Below are 16813 nucleotides of genomic sequence, written 5' to 3'. Positions count from 1 at the left end.
CCTGTGGGTCCGCAGGTTTCTGTTTATTTGCAAACGCTTCCCTGAGCTATTGTCTATTCTCCGCGACGGGCAAAGAGGTGCAGGATAATTCAATTACAGCCATCTTAACAATTAAATACTGATTACCGCAACGGCATTGTGTCGGCGAAGCGCTAAGAGTGAGTAAATAACGGCTCGGAGCAATACGTAACAGTACTGCTTTTTATCGCTGTGCATAAGAAAGCTATTTTAAGCCTGGTGTCAATCGCCGGACGCCAGGGGCGGGTAGCAACACATCCGCTTGCTAAATATTGTTCAGATCTAAGGTAATAAAATGAAACTGACGCCGGTATTTATTAAGCGCTGTCATCTTGTGGCCGCCGTTATGTGGGTGGGCCTGGCGATACCCTCGTTAATCTGGTGGAAAGACAGCGTCCTGTGGGTCATTCTCATCAGTATTTATGCCAATATTGTTGGACATTTATCCGGATATAGCGCAGCGCGAGCTGACCAGGCGGCGGAAGAGAATGAAGATTCCCCGTCAAAATAAATAATTAACGATCAGAGGTGTATATGACGGATAGTGAAAATTACCACAACTGGCTTCGCGATGCCCATGCCATGGAAAAACAGGCCGAGTCACTGCTTATGGCCACCATCAGACGCCTCGATAATGAACCGCAACTGCGAACCCGCCTTGAACAACATCTTTATGAAACTCGTCGGCAACTGTCTGCTCTGCAGGACCTTATCGCCCGCAACCATATTTCCCGCTCGGCGCTGAAGGATGCGATGAGCCGGGTCGCAGCCCTGGGCCAGACTATCGGCATCATGCTACCCGGCGATGAGCTCATTAAACTCATTATCACCGCCTACGTTTTTGCCCATTTTGAGGTCGCCTGCTATACCGCTTTATTAACGGCGGCGAAGCGCGTGGGGGACCATAGCGCGATGCCGACTCTGGAAGGGATCCTTGCCGAAGAGAGAGGGATGGCTGACTGGCTGCTGCATCATCTGCCGGCGCTGACCGGACAATATCTGATGCATAACTCTCTGCCCGGCGTTGAGTCCGGACAATAAGCCGCCGGAGTCAATCATGGTTAAGCGCCACACCATCGCGATCCTCGCCACAGACAAAGCGGTTCCGCTGAAATTAACCGCCAGGCAGCAGGCGCTGGTGGACGCGGTGGCGAACAGGGTGCCACCTGCAGAGCACGACCCCGTATTGCCAGTCGACAAAACGCGCACGAAAACCAGCAGGGCGCGCTGAGGACGCTGACAGTGGCGGGCAGAACGCAAGGTGATAGTGATGCAACAGGAAGAGTGGTTTCACAGAGCGGTCATCTATCAGGTTGACAGTGCTCTGTTTTACGACGCCAACGGCGATGGGTTTGGCGATCTTGCCGGTATACGCCAAAAGCTGCACTACATTCGTAGCCTGGGGGCGACGGTGCTCTGGCTGACCCCTTTCTATCTTACCCCACTGCAGGATGATGGCTATGATATCAGCGACCATTTGCAGCCCGATCCCCGTTTCGGGACCATCGCCGACGTGATTGAGCTGATTGCCCGCGCCCGGGAGCTGGGGCTGCGGGTGATTGTTGAGCTGGTTATCCAGCACACTTCTGCCCAGCACCCGTGGTTTCAGGCGGCGCGACGCGATCCCCGGTCGCCGTGGCGGCCATACTATCTTTGGGCCGATCGGCCGCCGGAGAACGACGATCCTCCCATGTTTCCCGGCGTCGAGGAGAGCGTCTGGAGCTGGGACGACCAGGCCGGACAATACTATCGCCACATGTTTTATCGCCATGAGCCCGACCTGAATCTCGCTCATCCGCCGGTGATCGCTGAAATTGAAAACATCATCACCTTCTGGCTGCAGGCCGGGGTGTCAGGATTTCGCCTCGATGCGGCGTCACATCTGGTGAAGCAGGCCGGGAAGGGCGACGAGGCGCGGGGCTACCCGCTGTTGACGCATCTCCGGCAGGTCGTGCAGCGCCTCAATCCCGACGCGATACTGTTGGGTGAAGTGGACGTGGAAGTGGAAGATTATCGCCATTATTTCGGCCGCGGCGATCGGCTGCAGATGGTGCTCAATTTTTGGCTTAATAAATATCTCTATGTCAGCCTGGCGCAGCAGCGCGCCACCCCGGTAGTGAAGGCGTTGCAGGCAATGGTGGCCCCGCCGGACGGATGCTGCTTCGTCAACTGGCTGCGTAACCATGATGAACTGGATCTTGAGGGGATTGGCGAACGCAACAAACGCCAGGTTATCCGCACCTTTGCCCCTGATAAATCGATGTCGGTTTACCAGCGTGGCGTGCGCCGGCGGCTGGCGCCGATGCTGGATGGCGATACCCGACGCATCGCGCTGGCTCATGCCATCCTGCTCGCGCTGCCTGGCGTGCCGGTGATGCGCTATGGCGACGAGATTGGTATGGGCGACGATCTGCGCTTACCGGAGCGCTACGCGGTCCGAACGCCGATGCAGTGGTCGGGCGCGCCCAACGGCGGCTTTTCCCGGGCGGCGCCGGATGATTTGCCGGTGAAACCGGTGGCCAGTGGACGGTTTCGCTACCAGCGGATCAATGTCGAAGCGGCGTTGCGCCACCCCCGGTCGCTACTGCATCGGGTACGCAATATGGTGCTGGCGCGCACGGAATATACTGAACCGGGATCCATCCCTTTTACCCTTATTACGGTGAAGCCAGCCGCGGTGCTGGGCTTGTGCTATCGCAGCGAATCGCGGGAGGTGCTGATGCTGGCGAACTGCAGCCAGCAGGCGGTGGAGGTCCAGCTCCCGCCGCTGGCCGAGGGTTACTGGAGCCCGATCCTGGAAGATAAGTTCTACCAGGACGGGCTATACGGCGGAGAAAAGGCGCGGCTGGCGCTCTCCGGCTATGGTTACCGCTGGTTCAGCCGCAGCCTGCTTTAGCGCCGTCTTCCTGGTCGGCGGAACAATGCCCGCAGGGCCATCGTCGCCACCGCCACACCGACGCCGGCAGCCACTTTACCCGGAAGATCGGCGCTGATGGTCACCGCTTTACGCCGCGCGCCATCGTTAAAGGGGCCGTGTCCGGGATGATTGCCGCGCACTGGCGTGAACAGGTCGTCCTGATGCTCTGCCGGCTTCGGCTGGCCGGTAAACTGTCCCTCCCACGCTTTTTTCACCATCAGCCGATCGAGCAGACGAGGGAAGAAGACCTGGCCGAGGATCGACTGGATGGTGCTTTTCCCCACCCACAGCTCGTTCACCGGCCGCTGGATCACGCTGTAGATGGCCTCAGCGGCGACCTCCGGCTGATAGACCGGCGGTACCGGCTGCATGGCCTGCTCCATTTTGTTGCGCGCCCAGCCAAACTGAGCAGTATTCATCCCCGGCAGCTGGACCATGGTCAACTGGATGTGGCTTTTCTCATGCATTAGCTCGGTGCGCACGGCATCGGTGAAGCCGCGGATCGCCGCTTTCGCGCCGCAATAGGCCGACTGCAGGGGGATCGAGCGCCAGGCCAGCGCCGATCCAGCCTGAATAATCACCCCCCGATCCCGGGGCGTCATGACCTCGAGCGCCGCGCGGGTGCCGTTGACATAGCCGAGATAGGTCACCTCCGTCACCCGGCGAAATTCGTCGTCGCTCATCTGCCGAAAGGGCGCCAGCACGGTGGTCATGGCGTTATTGATCCAGACGTCTATGGCGCCGAGGGTGGCTTCCACCTCGGCGGCGGCGCGCTGCACGGCCCCGGCATCGGCGACATCGGCGCTAATCGCCAGCGTTTTGACGCCGAAACGTTCACAAGCCTGCTGCGTCTCCTGCAGACCCGTTTCATCGCGGGCGATCAGCGCCACGTGATACCCTGCGCGGGCGAAACGCAGCGCGGTGGCTTTTCCTGCCCCGGCGGTTCCGCCGGTAATAACCATCACGGACATAGTGACCTCATTAATTGTTTCGCTATCGTAAATTTAAGCTGCACGGATCGAATCATTATTAAGCATAAATAACGACGGTGAGGTGGGAAATATCCTGGAATAAGCGCAGTGTGAATCAGGCGACATATCCTGATGACTCTGGCCTGTTTCTGCATAAGCAGGCGTTAAGGTTCTATAATCTGTAAGATACTTGACAACCCGCGAGGAGGAAAAATGTTGACAGTAAACACGCGTAGCGTTGAAAAAGAAGAGGACGACGCCACCCGCGCCCCGGAATCGGGGGATAAACAACCGGAGCGCGATAAATAGCTAAGCCGGTGTTATTCCTGTTCCGGAATAATGGATATCTGGCCGTTACGTTCGAGAATAGCGAATTTTATCGCTTTCAGTTCATAAATCCCATGGTGCTGCCTGGCCGCCAGCAGGATATCATCGACAGAAATATTGACGAGCTTCATTTTCTCATCGATGACAGCACCATTTTCCACTACGATAACCGGCGTGCCATCCAGAAAATTTTCCGCCTGGGCAAATTTTTTCTTAATATAGCCGAATAAAATATCAATACTGACCAGGGTGACGATAGTCAGCATCGAACCGGTAACGGAATAGTCTGTGCTGAGCATCGCCTGCTGGGTCGCTTCACTGATAATCAGCAGCAGTATCAGGTCAAAATTGGTTAACTGCATCAGGGTTCGTCTACCGGCAATCTTGAAAATAATCAGCAGGATCAGATAGATTGCTGCGGCTCTGAGGACCATTTCCATCGCGACTCCTACGGATAGACAAACTGTTGCCAGCTGACGGCAGGGCGATCGTTGACTGCCGCCTGCAGGGAAATATTGCCTATCGTTTTGGGGGTAATAGATAACCATACCGATTGCGGCGAGCGGTTGGTTGTCCGCTGATACACCAGATGTAATTTCCCGTCGGCACTGTACATCTTATCCGGCTGCGGGCGGATATCGCCAACCTGGTAACGGGTTAATAACGTGGCGGCGAAACTGATCGTCGTATCATTTTCCTGCGTGGGTTTGATTTGAATATTCAGTTCGGTTTCACTCATCAGTCTGGCATAACGCTGGTAATCGACGCGTAATTCACCTTCAGGGCTTTCCCGGTGCGCCTCACTGAAATATCCGGAGGACCACAGGCCGCTTAATGCGGTAAGAATGATGAGGCTGAGAACAATTATCCCATAGCGCCTGAAGCGATATTCAAAGCGGAGGGCCTGTTCATTCTCGTCGACGATGTGACAAGGTTGTTGATTCTCAGTCATTATTATTTCCCCGCGTTTCGTTTCGCCATCAGCGTAACGATAAGGACATTCTTATATTAGACGATATCAGAACAATTGACTTTGTAAAAATGGCCAGCCTCAGCCAGGCTTTAATCTGTTCATCAGCAAAAACAAGGAGGCATGATGAAAAAATTAGCCTTGGCCATGGCCTGTTTGTTTGCCGCCGCGGTCGCGCAGGCGGACGATAAAGGCGGTTTTAGCCAGGATGCCGCGCCGCCGCCGCCGCACAAACTCGATGACGGCTATCGCGGCGTCGAGGAGGGGCGGATTATGACCGTTGAGCAGGCGAAAACCATGCACGACGGCGCCACGGTTTCACTGCGCGGTAATCTGCTCACCCGACAGGGGGATGACCGTTATCAGTTTCGCGATAAAAGCGGCACCATCACCGCCATTATTCCGGTTGCCGCGTTTAATGAACAGCACGTAGAGCCTGACGATCTGGTCAGTATTAACGGCAGCCTTGATCGCAAAATGACGCCGCCGGTAGTACGTATCGATCGCCTGCTCAAACAGTCGCCTAATTAAGGGGAGCTTACCGGTATGAGCACAACATCCCACCCGCATGACGAGGAGCGCGGGAAACACCCTGCGCGCGAGGCGCCTGACGAGCATGGCGAAGTGCCGCGTAAACGGGACGACAGCGAGGATGACAAAACCGATCCTTACCATCCTCACGATGGCCGTTAGCGTCATCCGCAACGGGAACTTTTTGGGAACGCTGATGCGGCGGGCCGCAGAATAGAAGCAGGTTCAGCATCAGGCACTATACTTTTTGTTCGACATCATCACAGGAGGAGTCATATGGCGATTCATAAGAAAGGGCTGGCGCACTGGGAAGGCGATCTCAAGCATGGCAAAGGCACCGTGTCGACGGAGAGCGGGGCGCTGAGCCAGCAGCCCTACGGCTTTAATACCCGTTTTGAAGGGGTGAAAGGCACCAACCCCGAAGAGCTGATCGGCGCCGCACATGCCGCCTGCTTCTCGATGGCCCTGTCGTTGATGCTCAGCGAAGAGGGCTATACCGCGACGTCCATCGACACCACCGCAGTGGTCACCCTTAATAAAACCGACGGTGGGTTTGTAATAACCGACATCGCGTTGCAAAGCCAGATTGTCCTGCCCGGCGTTGCGCCGGCGGCGTTCGATGAGATCATCCAGAAAGCGAAGGCCGGCTGCCCGGTATCACAGGTGCTGAAAGCCAATATCACCCTTGACTACCAGCTAAATCCATAAGCTGTTGTGCCCGCACTCTGCGGGCACCGTTCCCGCGATCTCTCTCCCTGTCACTGCCTCCGCTGCGCAATAGTGGTATCTTTGGTCCTTTGGTAAACGTAAGGGACTCCAGCATGATCGGCATTCGCGGAATGATCGAGGCGCAGGTGCTCGGCCTGACCGGCATGGCGCTAAAAGAGATTGATTTTGAACAGCCCAAAGGGGAGCCGGGGCTTTTTGGTCCGCAATCAGCCATCTGGCAGGTGCATGGTGATTTTACCTCAATGCTGTGCGGCGGCATTAGCGCGCTGTTGCTGCAGATGCTGCACCCCCTGGCGCTGGCCGGCGTCTGGGACCACTCCCGTTTCCGCGAGGATATCTTTGGCCGCCTGCGTCGCACCAGTCAGTTTATTTCCGCTACCACCTTCGCCGCCACCCCCGACGCCGAGCGGTTGATCGCCAAAGTGCAGGGGATCCATCAGCGGATCGCCGGGGTGGACAAGGACGGCACGCCGTATCAGGCAAGCGACCCGGCGCTGTTGACCTGGGTGCATGTCGCTGAGTGCAGCCGCTTTATGGCCTCCCACCTGCGCTACAAGCGGACGGTGGTCAGCGTCCAGCGCCAGGAGGACTATTTTCGCGAGTCGGCGGAGATCGCTCGTCGGCTGGGAGCCAAAGATATTCCCCAGACGCCGAATGAGGTCGCGGACTATCTTGAGGCGATGCGGCCGCAGCTGCGCTGTGACGAACGTACCCGGGAGGTAGCCGAGGTGCTGCTCACCACCCGTCTGCCGGGTCGCCTGAGTCAGCCGGTTGGCCAGGTGATGATGCGGGCCGGGATCGATCTTCTGCCGCCATGGGCGCAGGAGATGCTGGGACTGTCGCTGACGCCGCTGCAGCGGCGCACGACGCGTCTGATGGTACTGGCCATCGCCCGCGTGCTGCGCGCCTCGGTACGTAACGGCGCCTGGCATTGCGCCATGCGCCGGATGGCGGAGGCGTGATTCAGCACGCCTTGCCCAGGTGCCGGGCAATCAGCGCCTCCAGGCTACCGTCCGCCCGCCATTCGTCCAACGCGTCATTCACCGCGTTAAAGCGGACCACATCATCCCGGGCGACGCAGATGGCCTGCTGGATCTCGGTAAAATTATCCGCTAAGACCCGCACCCCCGGATGGTGGCGCGCTGTCGCCTCCAGCGGCTGACGGATGCCAGCGACCATATCCCCTTCACCGGCGAGGAAGGCGTCGATGGCCTCCTGCGAGGAGGGGAGACGATTCAGGCTGGCGTGCTGCAGATGGCGGGTGAGCCACAGATCGTAGGCGGCGTTTTGCCCGACGTTAATCGTGGTTGCCGGGCGATCCATATCGGCCACGCTCTGGCAGGGAGAACCGGCTCTCACCAGTGCTGTCCCCTGAATGGTGATATAGGGAGAAGTAAAGCGCAGGGTCGCCTCCCTCGCCGGGTCGATGGCCAGAAAGGCGATATCCCAGCGTTCGCCGCCGGCGTCGGCCACCACTTTACCGGCGGCAGGATAGGTGACGAACTCGGCGACGACGCCCCAGCGCTGCGCCAGTCGATGGCTGAGCTCGGGGGTAATGCCTGTCGGCTCGCCGTTTTCTCCAGGATGGGCCAGTACCGCATTGCCCAGATTAATGGCAAAACGCAGCCGGGATGGTGTGATTGCTGACATCGCTGACTCCTGTGGTGGCTAAGAGAAGGTGGCCCGACCTGTTGGTCGCCAGTGATAAGATAGTCCATCCGCGCGCGGTTGTACCTCCGGGGCCACACTTTCAGAATACAGTAATTAACGACCGCAGCGATTTCGTTAAACAGCAAGGCAATGGCTTTTATATTGTTAAGCATAAACTCAGCTTGTCAGTTTATTCTTCCCGCTCACTGAGGGAGAGAAATAATGGCACAACATAATTTTGAAAATGATAATAAATATCATCAGCGTTCTGAGCAGGCGCGAAGAAGTACCCTGGTTAGCGTGGTGGTCAATATTTTTCTCTCCGCGTTGCAGATTGCGGTGGGAATATATTCTGGTTCCCAGGGGTTAATTGCCGATGGCATGCACTCTTTTTCCGATCTGCTCGCCGATGGCGTCGTGCTGGTGGCGAATAAAAAGAGTCGCCGACCGTCTGACCACGATCACCATTATGGCCACTGGCGTTATGAGAACGGCGCCTCTCTGGTCCTCGGCGCGATCCTGGTGCTGGTCGGGGTCGGTATGCTGTGGTCTGCCGCGGGTCATCTCGCGCAACCGCAGACGATTCCGCCGGTGCACAGCGTGGCGCTGTGGATGGCGCTGACGGCGCTGGTGGTCAAAGAGGGGCTGTTTCGCTATATGCTGGCGGCCGCCAGGCGGCTGAACTCCTCGCTGCTCATCGCCAACGCCTGGCATGCCCGCTCAGACGCCGCGTCATCCCTGGTGGTGGCGCTGGGGATTATCGGTAATCTGGCCGGGTTCGCCTGGTTCGACCCGCTCGCCGCGCTGGCGGTAGGGCTGGTGATTACGCGGATGGGCTATCGTTTCGCCGCCACCGCGTTGCACGATTTAATGGACCGCGCTGTCGATGAAGAGACGCAGCGGGCAATCGCCGGCACGCTGCGGGCCACGCCGGGCGTGGCGGGTCTGCACGATTTGAAAACCCGTAAGGCGGGGGATCTGGTGCTGGTGGATGTCCATCTCGAGGTAGCCGGAGAGCTGTCGGTCGCTGAAGGGCATCAGATTGCCCGGCAGGCGCGGGAGCGGGTCATGGCGCAGCATCCGGTGCTTAATGTGATGGTGCATCTGGATCCCTGCGCGGCGGTTGCCAGTTCGCCGGAGGAGGCAAACTGCCTGACGTCATAAGCGGAAATAGACTGGCTCAGCGGTTATTTTATCCCTGAGCCATTATTCCTCGCCCCTTCCGCCCGCGCATTGATTGCCTGAACGATAAATAAGGCTCATACTGAGCCGGCCATTACCATCGCTAAATAATGGCGCAGATCTGCCCGTTGCAGTTAACGATAAAATAAACCAATCGGTTCATAGATAATCTCTATTCTTTATTTCGAGATAATGACCAGAGCGGTAATTCAGGAAGTCAGACAATGATCATTCGGCCAGAACAACACTGGTTTCTTCGCCTATTTGACTGGCACGGCTCCGTGCTGTCAAAAATCATCTTTCGTCTGCTGCTTAATGTGCTGATGTCCATCATCGCCATTATCAGCTATCAATGGTACGCGCAGCTGGGGATCCACTTAACGGTGGCGCCGTTCAGTCTGCTGGGCATCGCGATAGCGATTTTCCTCGGCTTTCGCAACAGCGCCAGCTACAGCCGCTTCGTCGAGGCGCGCAATCTGTGGGGGACGGTGCTTATCGCCGAACGCACCCTGGTGCGCCAGCTGCGCAATATCCTGCCGGCGGAACACGATGCCCATCAGCGCATCGTCAGCTATCTGGTGGCCTTCAGCTGGAGCCTGAAGCACCAGCTGCGCAAAACCGATCCGACGGCTGACCTGCGGCGGCTGCTGCCCGAGGAGAGGGTGACGGAGATCCTCGCCAGTTCGATGCCCACCAACCGGATCCTGCTGCTGGCCGGTAACGAAATTGGCCAGCTGCGCGAGGCGGGCAAGCTGAGCGACATCACCTACGGGCTGATGGACAATAAGCTCGATGAGCTGGCGCACGTGCTGGGCGGCTGCGAAAGGCTGGCCACCACCCCGGTGCCGTTCGCCTATACCCTGATCCTGCAGCGCACCGTGTACCTGTTCTGCACGCTGCTGCCGTTCGCCCTGGTCGGGGATCTGCACTACATGACGCCGTTTGTTTCGGTCTTTATCTCCTACACCTTTTTATCCTGGGATTCGCTGGCGGAAGAGCTGGAGGATCCTTTCGGCACCGCCGCCAACGACCTGCCGCTGAACGCGATGTGCAACACCATTGAGCGCAATCTGCTCGACATGACCGGTCAACATCCGCTGCCGGAGACGCTGCGTCCGGACCGTTACTTCAACCTGACCTGAACCCCTGCGCGCCGGGCAGTTTCCGCTGCCCGGTCATCACTTTCCCGTCCCCGCGTGACCCGCCGCGCAGAGGGCGGCGATAAAAGCAAAATTTGCAAATAAGTTAAATTTAACACCCGATAGATAACATCAATTATACAGATTTGTGGCGTATGTTATTATTCGGTTAACAAACGCAGTACCTACGCTTTCCCATCGTACTATCCTTGAGAAACAGCATTCTTATCAGGTGACGCCGCGCACACCACGCCTCGTCGCCGGAGTCGTCGCACGCTTTTTTTCGGCCGGCGGCGGCCAGAACAGAGCAGCAGGAGTAAAAAGATGACCAATAAAAGACGCGCGGTTCCCGGTGTTCACCCCTATGACGGTCCGGCAGGCGGATGGGGCGCGCTGAAGGCCACGGCCATTGCCGTGCGTACCCAGATGGATGCCTTCGAGGCGCCCGCCACGCTGCTGCGAACTAACCAGCCGGATGGGTTTGACTGCCCGGGCTGCGCCTGGCCGGATAAAGAGCATAAATCCACTTTTCAGTTTTGCGAAAATGGCGCCAAAGCCGTTACCTGGGAGGCGACCACCAAACGGGTGACGCCAGCGTTCCTCGCGGCTAACACCGTGACCTCCCTGCTGGCGAAAAGCGATTTTGAACTGGAGGGCTATGGCCGCTTAACCCATCCTTTGGTCTACGACCGCGCCAGCGATACCCTGCGACCGGTGGCGTGGGAGGCGGCCTTCGCCCGTATCGGCGAGATCCTTCGCGGCCTGCAGCCAGATGAAGTTGAATTCTACACCTCCGGACGGGCCTCCAATGAAGCGGCGTGGCTGTTTCAGCTGTTTGCCCGCGAGTACGGCACCAATAACTTTCCCGACTGCTCTAACATGTGCCATGAATCTACCAGCGTGGGCCTGCCGCAGTCGATCGGCATTGGCAAAGGCACCGTCTCCCTCGACGATTTTGACCAGACCGAGCTGGTGATCTCCATCGGCCATAATCCGGGCACCAACCATCCGCGGATGATGGGCACTCTGCATGAGCTTTCCCGCCGGGGTGTGCCGATTATCGTTTTTAACCCATTGCGTGAGCGGGCGCTGGAGCGTTTTGCCGACCCGCAGAACGTGATGGAGATGGCGACATATCGCTCGACGCCGATCGCGTCGACCTACTACCAGGTACGGGCCGGCGGCGACGCGGCGGCGCTGAAAGGGATCGCCAAAGCGCTGCTGCAGCTGGAGGAGGAGCAGGGCCAGGTGCTCGACCACGCGTTTATTGCGCAACATACCCAGGGGTTCGCCGCCTTCGCCGAGGATCTGCACGCCACCCGCTGGCAGGATATTGAGCAGGAGTCCGGTCTGACGCGCGAGTCGCTAACCCAGGTCGCCGTGGCCTACGCCAAATCCACGGCCACCATCGTCACCTACGGCATGGGCATCACCCAGCATAATAAAGGCACCTCCAACGTCCGGCTGATTGCCGACCTGCTGCTGATGCGCGGCAATATCGGCAAGCCAGGAGCCGGGATCTGCCCATTACGCGGCCATTCAAACGTGCAGGGAAACCGCACCGTCGGGATCAGCGAAAAACCCACTGCGGCCTTCCTCGACAGCCTGCAGCGGGTGATGGGGATCGCGCCGCCGCGGCATCATGGTCACGATGCGGTGAAGGCGCTGGAGGCCATGATCGCTGGCGACGCCAAAGCCCTGATCTGCCTCGGGGGCAACTTCGCCGTGGCGATGCCGGATCACGAACGCGCTTTCCCGGCGATGCGCAACCTTGAGCTCAGCGTTCACGTCGGCACCAAGCTCAACCGCTCGCACCTGTTGACGGCGAAAGAGACCTTTATTCTGCCGTGTCTGGGCCGCACCGAGCTTGACCTGCAGGCCAGCGGCCGACAGTCGATCACCGTCGAGGATTCGATGTCGATGGTACATGCCTCCTCAGGCAAGCTTAAGCCCGCCTCGCCGACGCTGCGCTCGGAGCCGGCGATTGTCGCCGGTCTGGCGAAGGCCACTCTGCCGGCCAGCAAAGTCGACTGGCTGTATCTGGTGGAAGATTACGACCGCATTCGCGATCTGATCGAACAGACCATTCCGGGGTTCGAGGATTACAACCAGCGCATTCGCCACCCCGGGGGCTTTCGCATGCCGCTGCCGCCGACCGAGCGCATCTGGCCTACCGCCACCGGCAAAGCCATGTTCTCGGTTTTCAAAGGCGTGCATGAGAACGTGGTGGTGGAGGGCGAGGATGTGATGCGCTTAGTGACCCTGCGCAGCCACGACCAGTACAACACCACCATCTACGCTATGGATGACCGTTACCGCGGCGTTTTTGGCCGTCGCGACGTGCTGTTTATGAACGAGCAGGATATGGCCGACCAGGGCCTGGAGCATGGCGATCGGGTGGATATCCACACAGCGCTGCCGGGCAGCGCGTTGACGCTCAGAGATATCACCGTGGTGGCCTACGGCATCGCGCCCGGCACCGTCGGCGCCTATTATCCGGAAGCCAACGTGCTGGTGCCCTTGAACTATCTGGATGAAGAGAGCGGTACGCCCTCCTATAAGTCAGTTCCTGTCCGCCTGACGCTGCGCTCGAAAGAGATTCGCCCGCTGGCCAGCGCGCGTTAAAGAAGCAGGGCGTTGGGCGGCGTCGCGCCGTCCTGCGCCCCGTCGCCCCTCCTGTCCTCGCTTGAATTTATCGGTGATGAAACTAACATTCTGGTAACCTGTGCGCGGCCCCGGGGGTGAACGGCGGGGTTCAAACGGGAAAGAGAATGGATATTAAGCAACTCAAGTATTTGATCGCGCTCGATCAGACGCGCCATTTTGGCCAGGCGGCGGCAGCCTGCCATATTACCCAGCCAACCCTCTCCATGCGCATTCGTAATCTGGAAGAGGAGCTGAACCTGACCCTTATCCAGCGCGGGCAGCGCTTTGAGGGTTTTACCCCTGAGGGGGAGCGGATCCTCGCGTGGGCGCGGGCGGTGCTTGCCGCCCATGACGGCCTGGCGGCGGAGGCGGCCATCTGTCGCGGGCAGATGGTCGGCCAGCTGCGGGTTGGTATGGTGCCACTGGCGAGCCTCAACCCGATGCAGCTGATTAAACCCCTCGCGGAGAAATACCCGGCGCTGCAGTTCAGCCTGCTGTCAATGACCTCGGAGCAGATTATCGATGGCGTCAGCCGCAACCAGCTGGACCTGGGGATCTGTTACCTGCAGCATCTGGATGAACGCCTGTTTAAGATCGCCCGGCTGCCGCAAACCCGGATGGGACTGCTGCACGATAAACGCCATTTCGACTTCAGCGCCGGGACGCCGGGCTGGGATACGCTGGCGGCGCTGCCCCTTGGCTTTCTGACCAAGGGAATGTACTACCGGGAATCCATTGAAATCAGCTTTAAGGCCAAAGGGCTAACCCCGACGTCTGTCTTTGAAAGCGATTCAACGTTTCAGATTATCCAGGCGGTGCAGGCGGGGATCTGCTGCGCCATTATGCCGCTTAACAACGGCCTCGAAGCGCTGAGCGATAATCTTGAAATTCTGCCGATCGCCGAAACCCAGGTCGATTCGCAGCTGGCGCTGATTATGCGCCAGCAGGAGCCGGTCTCGTCCCTGGCGGAAAAATGCTTCGCCGAGGCGCAGGGGATTTTTGGCTGAGGCCAGCCTCAGATATTCTCCAGTCGAATGCCCCGGGTTCTCGGGCCGAAGATCCCCACCGACAGCATCACCATCAGCATACTGACGACGATAAAGCTAATCACCCCCGGCGTGCCGGCATATTGCAGAATAATGCCGATCAGGATGCTGGTCACCGCGGTCGAGAGACGACTGAACGAGTAGCAGAAGCCGACGGCGCGGGCGCGAATATGGGTCGGGAAGACCTCGGCCTGGTAGGCGTGGTAGCTGATGGTCAGCCAGGCGTTGGACCAGGTGATCATAAACCCGCAGATCACCAGCAGGATAGGATTGTTTTGCAGCGCAAACAGGTTGCCGAAGATGACGGTCATCAGCGCGGAGAGTACGATCTGCCACTTGTTCTCAAAGCGATGCACGAAGCGGGTGCAGAACAGGCAGCCCAGCGGATAGGCGAGGGTGATAAAGAAGGCGTACAGCAGACTGTGGGTGATACTGGCCCCCTGACCGGAAAGCAGCGCTGGCAGCCAGTTGCCAAAGCCGAAGAAACCGATCGCCTGGAAGAAATTCATCACCATCAGCATCAGGGTTCGCTGCCGGTACTGCGGCGCCCAGATTTCGCCGAAGGTGCCGCGTTTGACGACGCTCTGTGCCGCCTGCACATGCTTCGGCGACGGCGTCAGGCCGCAGCGGGCTTCCATGGCGCACATCACCGCATGCGCTTCATCATGCCGCCCTTTGCTTTCCAGCCAGCGGGCTGACTCCGGCAGCTTTTTGCGGATAAACCAGATCGCCAGCGAGAACAGCGCACCGAAGATGATCACCCAGCGCCAGCCGCTGAGGCCGAAGAGGGTGGTTGGCACCAATATCCAGGACATCAGCGCTACCGCCGGAACCGACAAGAACTGAATAAAGAAGGCAAAGGCGAAGGCTTTATTGCGCAGGTGGGTAGGTACCCATTCGCTGAGGTAGGTGTCAATGGTCACCAGCTCAATGCCGAGGCCGATTCCCACCAGAAAGCGGAAGAAGATCACTCCTTCCGCACTGCTCTGGGTCGCCATCAGCAGCGAGAAAAAGCCGTACCAGGCGAGCGCCACCATAAAGGTCAGGCGGCGCCCCAGCTTGTCCGCCAGCGGCGCCAGCAGACTCGCGCCGATAAACAGCCCCATAAAGGTGGCGGAGGCAAAGGCCGCCTGATCGGCGATGCCAAAGATCCCCGCCGCGCCGGTGTGGAAAATACCCTCCGCCAGCAGGCCCGCGCTGATGTACCCGGTCTGGAACAAATCGTAGAGCTCAAAGAAGCCGCCGAGGGAGAGTAGGGTGATAAACGACCATAACCCGAAGGAGGCGGGCAGCGCGTCAATGCGTCCGGTTAAGCTGGCGTGCGGTTGTCCTGGCGAAGCATAGGGCGATTCGCCGAGAACCTGGGTGGTAGACATGGTGTTGTGTTCCTCAGGAAGAATGGTTTGCCTGCTAATGTTAAGTGATTGTTAATAGTTTTAAATTTTTAATCTTTAGCGTTAACGGCAATCTTTAGCGTAAGATCGCGCCATGCAGGGTAAAAGATGATATTCATGCTGCTTTTCGCCGCACGCCAAGGGAAGAATTGAAGTAAATCACCGTGGGCGGCAATGTTCTCCGCCAGGCGATGTCGCGCTGCGCAGGGCCAGGCCCAGGGCCAGACAGAGTAAACGAATCCTCACTGGCGGCGTTTTCCCGCTTTACCCGCTATTGCGCCGGGCTATAATGTGCCCACTTTCATACAGGAGTCATGCGTTGGACAGTCATCCTTATTGTTATTCTCCGGCAAGTTAACGCGACTATTTTCGCTGCTTGCCGAACCGGCGGGCAGCAATCTTTGATTACCGGATTGCCTCCCTGAATGTAGTGATTCGCGACCGAAAGCGAGAGGCATCGTTATGTTTCTGTTTCCCACCACCTTATTTCCTCCACCATCATCCGCCCGCTAATTGCCCGGCGCGGCTGAGCGCGACATCAATACATTTTTATTGCTTTCTGTTATCTGGAGGAAGGCGCGATGGTATTTCCTTATATGACACATTTACTCGCGGCAATGCTGCTGGGAGCGCTGATCGGCGCGGAAAGACAATGGCGGCAACGTATGGCCGGTTTGCGGACCAATGCGCTGGTGGCCACCGGCGCGGCGGTGTTTATTCTTAGCGCGATGTCGGCCTCGCCGGACAGCCCGGGGCGCATTGCGGCGCAGATCGTCTCCGGTATCGGCTTCCTGGGGGCGGGAGTGATTATGCGCGATGGCATGAACGTTCGCGGCCTCAATACCGCCGCCACCCTGTGGTGCTCGGCCGGTATCGGTGTCCTTTGCGGCCTGGGGCAGTTCTGGAACGCGACGGCGGCGACGCTGATTATTCTGTGCGCCAATATCCTGCTCCGCGAAGCGGCGCAGCGTATTCATGCCTTGCCGGGCGCCGGTGACGAAGAAAAACGCTATATCTTACGCGTCACCTGTTTGCGCGAGCATGAAAAGGCCGTGCGTCAGCTGCTGCTGAATATTGCTCAGCAGCAGAGGTTCACCCTGCAGGGATTACAGTCGGCGGCAGCAGACACGGCGGATCAGCTGGAGATTTGCGCGGAGCTGATTAGCCATAAGCAGCATCAGAAAACGCTGGCGCAGATTATGGCGCAAGTGGGCGTTCAGCAGAACGTCACCTCGGTACACTGGCGCGTCGGAGAAGCGTAGAGACAGGCGGTGGGGCAGCGGAAACGGCCGC

General features: G+C 58.5%; 18 protein-coding genes. 13 read left to right on the top strand and 5 right to left on the bottom strand.

Annotation, left to right across the window (positions count from 1 at the left end):
- The first annotated feature begins 313 nt into the window (after nt 1-313).
- Genes ABLU73_RS17125 through ABLU73_RS17110 form a run of 4 tightly spaced genes read left to right on the top strand, consistent with a single transcriptional unit; the run spans nt 314 to nt 2914 of the window.
- Nucleotides 314-529 carry a hypothetical protein gene (locus ABLU73_RS17125; protein WP_004202641.1) on the top strand — a complete coding sequence of 72 codons (216 nt, stop codon included), beginning with the start codon at nt 314-316 and terminating at the stop codon, nt 527-529.
- A gap of 23 nt (nt 530-552) precedes the next feature.
- Complete coding sequence (locus ABLU73_RS17120) at nt 553-1059, top strand: ferritin-like domain-containing protein (RefSeq protein ID WP_004202639.1); 507 nt, start codon at nt 553-555, stop codon at nt 1057-1059.
- Nucleotides 1060-1075: 16 nt separating this feature from the next.
- On the top strand, nt 1076-1249 hold the full coding sequence (locus ABLU73_RS17115; RefSeq protein WP_004202638.1) for a hypothetical protein: 174 nt from the start codon (nt 1076-1078) through the stop codon (nt 1247-1249).
- A gap of 39 nt (nt 1250-1288) precedes the next feature.
- Entirely contained in the window at nt 1289-2914 is a 1626-nt protein-coding gene (locus ABLU73_RS17110; RefSeq protein WP_004202637.1) for an alpha-amylase family protein, read from the top strand.
- Here ABLU73_RS17110 and ABLU73_RS17105 read toward each other — a convergent pair.
- The 3 genes from ABLU73_RS17105 to ABLU73_RS17095 form a co-directional block, all read right to left on the bottom strand.
- Nucleotides 2911-3906 carry an SDR family oxidoreductase gene (locus ABLU73_RS17105; RefSeq protein ID WP_065904322.1) on the bottom strand — a complete coding sequence of 332 codons (996 nt, stop codon included), beginning with the start codon at nt 3904-3906 and terminating at the stop codon, nt 2911-2913. The genes ABLU73_RS17110 and ABLU73_RS17105 overlap by 4 nt on opposite strands.
- A 320-nt stretch (nt 3907-4226) precedes the next feature.
- The gene (locus ABLU73_RS17100) at nt 4227-4673 is read right to left on the bottom strand and encodes a YetF domain-containing protein (RefSeq protein ID WP_004202634.1); all 447 of its coding nucleotides are present in this window, start codon (nt 4671-4673) and stop codon (nt 4227-4229) included.
- An 8-nt stretch (nt 4674-4681) separates the two neighbouring features.
- Nucleotides 4682-5185: a hypothetical protein gene (locus tag ABLU73_RS17095; RefSeq protein ID WP_064149965.1), complete on the bottom strand. Its 504-nt coding sequence runs from the start codon at nt 5183-5185 to the stop codon at nt 4682-4684.
- Between the two features lie 144 nt (nt 5186-5329).
- Here ABLU73_RS17095 and ABLU73_RS17090 point away from each other — a divergent pair, with 144 nt between their 5' ends.
- The 4 genes from ABLU73_RS17090 to ABLU73_RS17075 all read left to right on the top strand — a co-directional run bounded on the left by ABLU73_RS17090 (nt 5330) and on the right by ABLU73_RS17075 (nt 7425).
- A complete protein-coding gene (locus ABLU73_RS17090; protein ID WP_348850314.1) occupies nt 5330-5734 on the top strand; it encodes a YdeI family stress tolerance OB fold protein in 405 nt (134 codons plus the stop codon).
- A 15-nt stretch (nt 5735-5749) separates the two neighbouring features.
- Nucleotides 5750-5896 (top strand): hypothetical protein, encoded by a 147-nt coding sequence (locus ABLU73_RS17085; protein WP_017900537.1) that lies wholly within the window; start codon nt 5750-5752, stop codon nt 5894-5896.
- Nucleotides 5897-6010: 114 nt separating this feature from the next.
- Entirely contained in the window at nt 6011-6442 is a 432-nt protein-coding gene (locus ABLU73_RS17080; RefSeq protein ID WP_348850313.1) for an OsmC family protein, read from the top strand.
- A 113-nt stretch (nt 6443-6555) separates the two neighbouring features.
- Nucleotides 6556-7425, top strand: a complete 870-nt coding sequence (locus ABLU73_RS17075) for an oxygenase MpaB family protein (RefSeq protein WP_017900538.1) — start codon at nt 6556-6558, stop codon at nt 7423-7425.
- A gap of 1 nt (nt 7426) precedes the next feature.
- Here ABLU73_RS17075 and ABLU73_RS17070 read toward each other — a convergent pair whose 3' ends face one another.
- Nucleotides 7427-8113: an ABC transporter substrate-binding protein gene (locus ABLU73_RS17070; protein WP_348850312.1), complete on the bottom strand. Its 687-nt coding sequence runs from the start codon at nt 8111-8113 to the stop codon at nt 7427-7429.
- A 222-nt stretch (nt 8114-8335) separates the two neighbouring features.
- Between ABLU73_RS17070 and ABLU73_RS17065 the strand changes: the two genes are divergently transcribed.
- The 4 genes from ABLU73_RS17065 to ABLU73_RS17050 all read left to right on the top strand — a co-directional run bounded on the left by ABLU73_RS17065 (nt 8336) and on the right by ABLU73_RS17050 (nt 14087).
- Entirely contained in the window at nt 8336-9277 is a 942-nt protein-coding gene (locus ABLU73_RS17065) for a cation diffusion facilitator family transporter (RefSeq protein WP_017900540.1), read from the top strand.
- A 242-nt stretch (nt 9278-9519) separates the two neighbouring features.
- On the top strand, nt 9520-10437 hold the full coding sequence (locus tag ABLU73_RS17060; RefSeq protein ID WP_023318342.1) for a bestrophin family ion channel: 918 nt from the start codon (nt 9520-9522) through the stop codon (nt 10435-10437).
- Between the two features lie 321 nt (nt 10438-10758).
- The gene (locus ABLU73_RS17055) at nt 10759-13059 is read left to right on the top strand and encodes an FdhF/YdeP family oxidoreductase (protein WP_017900542.1); all 2301 of its coding nucleotides are present in this window, start codon (nt 10759-10761) and stop codon (nt 13057-13059) included.
- A gap of 146 nt (nt 13060-13205) precedes the next feature.
- Nucleotides 13206-14087: a LysR family transcriptional regulator gene (locus ABLU73_RS17050; RefSeq protein ID WP_004202617.1), complete on the top strand. Its 882-nt coding sequence runs from the start codon at nt 13206-13208 to the stop codon at nt 14085-14087.
- An 8-nt stretch (nt 14088-14095) separates the two neighbouring features.
- Here ABLU73_RS17050 and ABLU73_RS17045 read toward each other — a convergent pair whose 3' ends face one another.
- Nucleotides 14096-15502: an MFS transporter gene (locus tag ABLU73_RS17045; RefSeq protein ID WP_264924383.1), complete on the bottom strand. Its 1407-nt coding sequence runs from the start codon at nt 15500-15502 to the stop codon at nt 14096-14098.
- A 599-nt stretch (nt 15503-16101) separates the two neighbouring features.
- Here ABLU73_RS17045 and ABLU73_RS17040 point away from each other — a divergent pair.
- Complete coding sequence (locus ABLU73_RS17040) at nt 16102-16782, top strand: MgtC family protein (RefSeq protein WP_004202612.1); 681 nt, start codon at nt 16102-16104, stop codon at nt 16780-16782.
- The last annotated feature ends 31 nt before the right edge of the window (nt 16783-16813 follow it).

Source organism: Klebsiella sp. GG_Kp175 (genome assembly GCF_040062325.1).
In the GTDB taxonomy this organism is placed as follows: domain Bacteria; phylum Pseudomonadota; class Gammaproteobacteria; order Enterobacterales; family Enterobacteriaceae; genus Klebsiella; species Klebsiella quasipneumoniae.
Note: the sequence above shows the minus strand (reverse complement) of the source record. Positions and strands in the feature narration are given on the sequence as shown.